Source organism: Nonomuraea spiralis, from assembly GCF_014648435.1.
GTDB classification, from domain to species: domain Bacteria; phylum Actinomycetota; class Actinomycetes; order Streptosporangiales; family Streptosporangiaceae; genus Nonomuraea; species Nonomuraea spiralis.
The window spans coordinates 1-4,274 of record NZ_BMRC01000020.1 but is presented as its reverse complement, the minus strand read 5'-3'; the positions used below and the strand labels follow the sequence as shown (position 1 = coordinate 4,274).

Genomic DNA, 4,274 nt, shown 5'->3' with positions numbered 1-4,274 from the left:
AGAACCCGGGAGAACGCCTCCTTGCCGGCCGCGCTCACGGCGTGCCCCAAGATGCCGCCCACGGCCAGCTTGGCACCCGGCTCCGACAGCGTCAGGATCACACCTGGCCCCTCGCCCCCCATGTGCCGGGCCACAGCCTTGCTGGTGATGAACAGCGTGCGCAAAAAGCCGTCGATCGGCCGCATGAACTCCTCCAGCGACAGTTCCGCCAGCGTAGTCCCCTGGTCGTGCTGGACACTCACGGCGTTGACGGCGATGTCGATGCCGCCGGCCGTGGCCGCGACCGCGTCGGCGTGCTTGTCCACGGCCTGTTGGTCGAGCACGTCGACCTGTGCGGTCTCGACCGTTGCGCCCGTGGCGGCGATGTCCCGCGCCACGGCGTCGAGCTTGGCCTGCGTCCGCCCGGCGATGAAGACCCTCGCACCTTCCCGGGCGAAGACCCGTGCGATGGCGCCGCCGATGGCGCCGCCGCCTCCGTAGATCACAGCGTTCTTGTCCTTGAGCAGCAATCCGCTCATCGTCGACCTCCACATGATTGTTCTTCCGGAAAGGGGCAGGCGGGCTCCGTGCTCAGACCGTGCTCAGACCGTGGGCGCGGCCACGGCGCCGTCCGGCGTACGAGAGCGCACTTGCGTGATGCAAGCGAGGTTAGAGGGGTAGTCTTGCATGACGCAAGTGCTCCTCTGGGAGGTGTGGTCGCCATGCTGGGCAAGACCTACGACACGCAGGTGTGCTCGGCCGCCAGGGCACTGGAGGTCATCGGCGAGCGATGGAGCCTGCTGATCGTGCGTGATGTGTTGTTCGCCGGGGCGACCCGGTTCGCCGACTTCCAGCGCCTGGGCATCGCGACCAACATCCTGGCCAAACGCCTGGACAGCCTGGTCGAAGCGGGCATCCTCGAACGGCGACCGGGCAAGGAGCAGCCCGATCGCAGCCGCTATGCCGTGACCCGGAAGGGACTCGACCTGGCACCCGTGATCATCGCGCTGACGCAGTGGGGTGATCAATGGGCGGCACCCGACGGTCCGCCCATCCTGTACCGGCACACCGGTTGCGGCGACGCGATCACCGAGCAGACCGCCTGCGCCACCTGCGGGGAGGTCACCGACCTCGCACAGATCCACGTCGCCCACGGCCCCGGCTTCCCCCAGGCCATGGCCGCACGGAAGAATCGCTCGGACGCCGCCGCCCCACGGTGACACCCCGCCGCGTCACCGAAGGCGGTGTGAATGCTGACGGGCGGGCGGGGTCGTGGTCACAGTGGCGCTGATCGGCCCGGCCCGGCTGCCGGGAGAGCCATGGCAGTCGAGCGGGCAGCCGTGGCAGCCGGTCGAGCGGCAGGTGTGTGAGGACTTCGGCCTTGCGATCGATGCGGCGGCCAACTGCTTCCACGCCGCCAAGGAGCACCACCACGACGTCCTGGCCGGCTCGCCGTTCGGCGATCTGGAATCGCATGCGTTCACGCGGCGGCTGGTGTGGGACGTGGAGGAGCTGCTCGGGCTGCGGCTCTCCTCACGGATGGGGACGCCAAGACCATGGAGACGCCCCTGTGCCTCGTCGTTCGCCGGTACGTGATCAAGGTGTGCGAGGCTCGCGTGGCCCGTCCCTCATGAGGAGGTTGTTGCGTGAAGCGTGTTCTCGCCGGTGTCGCCGCTTTCGCGGTGCTGGCCGTAGCCGTCCCGGCCCAGGCCGCCGCGGGAGATCCGGTCAAGGCGTTGCAGGGCCGGCTGGCCACGGGTAAAGGGGTGACGTTCACCGACACCACGTCCTACGTCGACCTCTCCGGCAAGACCGCCTTTCTGCGGCGCGAGGGCGTGCTGCAGTTCGGCAAGCCGGTCAAGGGCGGCATGGGTGTCATCGTCGCCTCCGACATCAGGGCGACGTACACGCCGCGGAAAGGCGGGATCTTCAACACCCTCAACACTCTGCTGCACGACGAGCGCACGATCACCGTGGGCAAGGTGAGCTACAACAAGGGCGGCGCGCTCAACGGCGATGTTCCGTCGGGCAAGCCCTGGCTCAGGTACGGCAAGCCGCTCCCCGGCGGGATCAGCGGCCTCTACAGCCAGATGGTGAACCCGGCCGAACCCGCGACCCTCCAGGCCCTCATCAAGAGCGGCACGAAGTCGGGTCGCACGGTCAAGGGCCACATCAGCCGGGCCGAACTGTGGCGGGTCTCCCCCTGGTACCGAGCCTCCGCCATGTCCAAGAGCGAGGACCGTGCGCTCGCCTTTGAGCTCACCCTGGGCCCGGACAACCTGCCACAGCGGCCGTCACCTCGCACCCCGCCGCGGAGCACTGGGTGAAGAGCCTGGTGGGCGACGACATGATCACCGTGGAGTCTCGCTTCACCAGATGGGGCGGCAAGGTGCGCGTGACGGCGCCACCCGCCAAGCAGGTCTACTCGCACAAGAAGGGCGGCAGCTGACCCCCTGGCGCAGGAGGTGATGGACGACGGCTTTGTTCGACCGGCTCGGTGGCATCACCCCGCGGAAGTCAGCCGCGCAACCGCTCCACGTCGAGCACCCGCGCGGCCTCCGCCCTCGTCCCCGCGCGGACCTCGACGAAGTCGTTCTCCTCGCACCGGACGGTGACGATCCCGGCGAACAGCGTCGGCGGAGTCATCCAGCCGGAGGCGAGTACTCCCCCTGCGGTCCATCCCGAACCGGGGCGGGCCGGACCGGCGGCGGGTCAGCGGCCGGTCAGCCGCCGCCGTCTCCCCGCCATCGCCCCGTCCCCCGCCAGTGGCGCGCAAGTACGCGATCTGATGCGGAGGCGGGCGCGGCTGGTGCGGTTTCCGGAGGGGGCGATCACGTGTCCGAGCCGGTACGTGATGTCTTCGGGGCCGTCTGGGACGTTGAGTGCAGCGGATTGGAGCAGGGTCCGATGGGACGTGCTGCGTGAGGCGGCCGAGTCGGTCACCGATCTGGCGGAAGAGCTCGAGCTCGCATCCGGTTCGGGTGCGCGCTGTGCATCGAGGCCGGGTTCCCCGAGGTGTTCGCCGAGTACGAGCGCCTGAACGTGGACTGTGTGCTGCTTGTCGGTGATGGTCGACGACGCGGCGCGTGCGGTTGTCGCGCAGGCATACGGGAGGCTGTACGGCTACTGGATCGGGCACTCCATCCCGGCGCAGTTCGGTGCGACTGTCCCCGTCGGGGATCGTCGCACCGGGCGGTCGCCGGCTCGCGCGCTGTCCGGCGGACGGCCGACCGGCCCTGGCCGTGGCAGATCTCGACCTGGATGCCGCGGACGCGGATATCGACGTGTCGGTCCGCCTGGCCCGGCCCCGGCGCCGCCGGGCACGCGCCGGACTTTATGACGATCACCTGGTGTCGGGAGGTCCCCGCAGTGAGACACGCACGACCTCCTGACCGTGACGGTGTCCGGTCGCAACTCGCTGAGGCACGGCAGGTGTGCAATACCTGGAGGGCTCTCGTACGGCTGGACGGCGTCGATGAGTTCGAGGCGCTGGAGGACCGCAAGCGGCACTTCGGGGACGCCTGCTTCGCGCATGAGCTGCCGCGTCGGCTGCCCGCCTCCCGGAAGGGGGTGAGCCCGTCCGTACCTGGTCAGCCGTTGGCCTCCAGCAGGCGGGCGCCGAGGGCGGTCAGGTGGTGGTGGACGGCCCGGCCGTTGCGGCGGGTGGCGATCAGCCCGGCGTTGCGCAGCACGGTGACATGCTCCGAGGCGGTCGAGGCGCTGACCTTGAGCCGCCCGGCCAGCTCGTCCGTACGGCAACCGGGCCCCCCGACGGCCCGCATCACCCGCGCCCGCGCCCGCCCGACCAGCGCGGCGAGCGTGTCGAAGGCCGGCGACGGCATCGCCTGGCGGCCGCTGTCGGGGATGGGGACCGTGAGCACCGAGCTGCGCCGATCTTGGGTGGTCGCGATGCCCAGGTAACGGGGCGAGGCGCCGGAGATCGGATGGATCAGCAGGCCGCGTCCGCCGAGATCGATCGTGCGATCCGGTCCGCCCGCGACGATCATGCCGCTGCCGTCCCAGGACAGCCGCGGGCTGAGCGTGCTGAGCGCCGAGCCGAGCCCGAGCCGCGCCGCGGTCTCCTGGTAGGCGGCCAGGCGGGCTTCGAGCCGGCGGCGCATGCCGGGCCATTCGGGGGCGAGGAAGCGGTGGAAGAGCACGTACATGCTGTCGGCCAGGGCCCGGCGGAAGCGCGCGGGGTCCATGTCGAGGTCGGGCCGTCCCGGCAGCCCGCTGAAGCGCCACAGGTCGCCGCCGAACTCCCGCTCCTGCGGCGGGGTGTCCAGGGCGGCGAG

The 4,274-nt window shown here is 70.4% G+C and carries 7 protein-coding genes; 4 read left to right on the top strand and 3 right to left on the bottom strand.

Features of this window, described 5'->3' with window-relative positions:
• Nucleotides 1–518 (bottom strand): SDR family NAD(P)-dependent oxidoreductase (locus IEZ27_RS36755; RefSeq protein WP_189651617.1); only part of this gene is annotated, 518 nt, incomplete at its 3' end.
• 183 nt (nucleotides 519–701) lie between these two features.
• Between IEZ27_RS36755 and IEZ27_RS36750 the strand changes: the two genes are divergently transcribed.
• The 4 genes from IEZ27_RS36750 to IEZ27_RS55140 are packed head-to-tail and all read left to right on the top strand — an operon-like array spanning nucleotide 702 to nucleotide 2,428.
• The gene (locus tag IEZ27_RS36750; protein ID WP_189651474.1) at nucleotides 702–1,199 is read left to right on the top strand and encodes a winged helix-turn-helix transcriptional regulator; all 498 of its coding nucleotides are present in this window, start codon (nucleotides 702–704) and stop codon (nucleotides 1,197–1,199) included.
• Nucleotides 1,200–1,251: 52 nt separating this feature from the next.
• A complete protein-coding gene (locus tag IEZ27_RS36745; protein ID WP_189651473.1) occupies nucleotides 1,252–1,575 on the top strand; it encodes a hypothetical protein in 324 nt (107 codons plus the stop codon).
• A 50-nt stretch (nucleotides 1,576–1,625) separates the two neighbouring features.
• Complete coding sequence (locus IEZ27_RS36740; protein ID WP_189651472.1) at nucleotides 1,626–2,306, top strand: hypothetical protein; 681 nt, start codon at nucleotides 1,626–1,628, stop codon at nucleotides 2,304–2,306.
• Nucleotides 2,303–2,428: a hypothetical protein gene (locus IEZ27_RS55140; protein ID WP_268246111.1), complete on the top strand. Its 126-nt coding sequence runs from the start codon at nucleotides 2,303–2,305 to the stop codon at nucleotides 2,426–2,428. The genes IEZ27_RS36740 and IEZ27_RS55140 overlap by 4 nt, the downstream gene beginning before the upstream one ends.
• Before the next feature lie 68 nt (nucleotides 2,429–2,496).
• Here IEZ27_RS55140 and IEZ27_RS55135 read toward each other — a convergent pair whose 3' ends face one another.
• Nucleotides 2,497–2,625, bottom strand: coding sequence for a hypothetical protein (locus IEZ27_RS55135; RefSeq protein WP_268246110.1), 129 nt, complete (start codon nucleotides 2,623–2,625; stop codon nucleotides 2,497–2,499).
• 944 nt (nucleotides 2,626–3,569) lie between these two features.
• Nucleotides 3,570–4,274, bottom strand: a 705-nt coding sequence (locus tag IEZ27_RS36735) for an ArsR/SmtB family transcription factor (protein ID WP_189651471.1), incomplete at its 5' end; no start/stop codon positions are given.

Bases quoted from the DNA above. Each gene is read 5' to 3' on its own strand.
- IEZ27_RS36750 (WP_189651474.1), top strand. From the start codon at position 702: ATGCTGGGCAAGACCTACGACACGCAGGTGTGCTCGGCCGCCAGGGCA.
- IEZ27_RS55135 (WP_268246110.1), bottom strand. From the start codon at position 2,625: ATGACTCCGCCGACGCTGTTCGCCGGGATCGTCACCGTCCGGTGCGAG.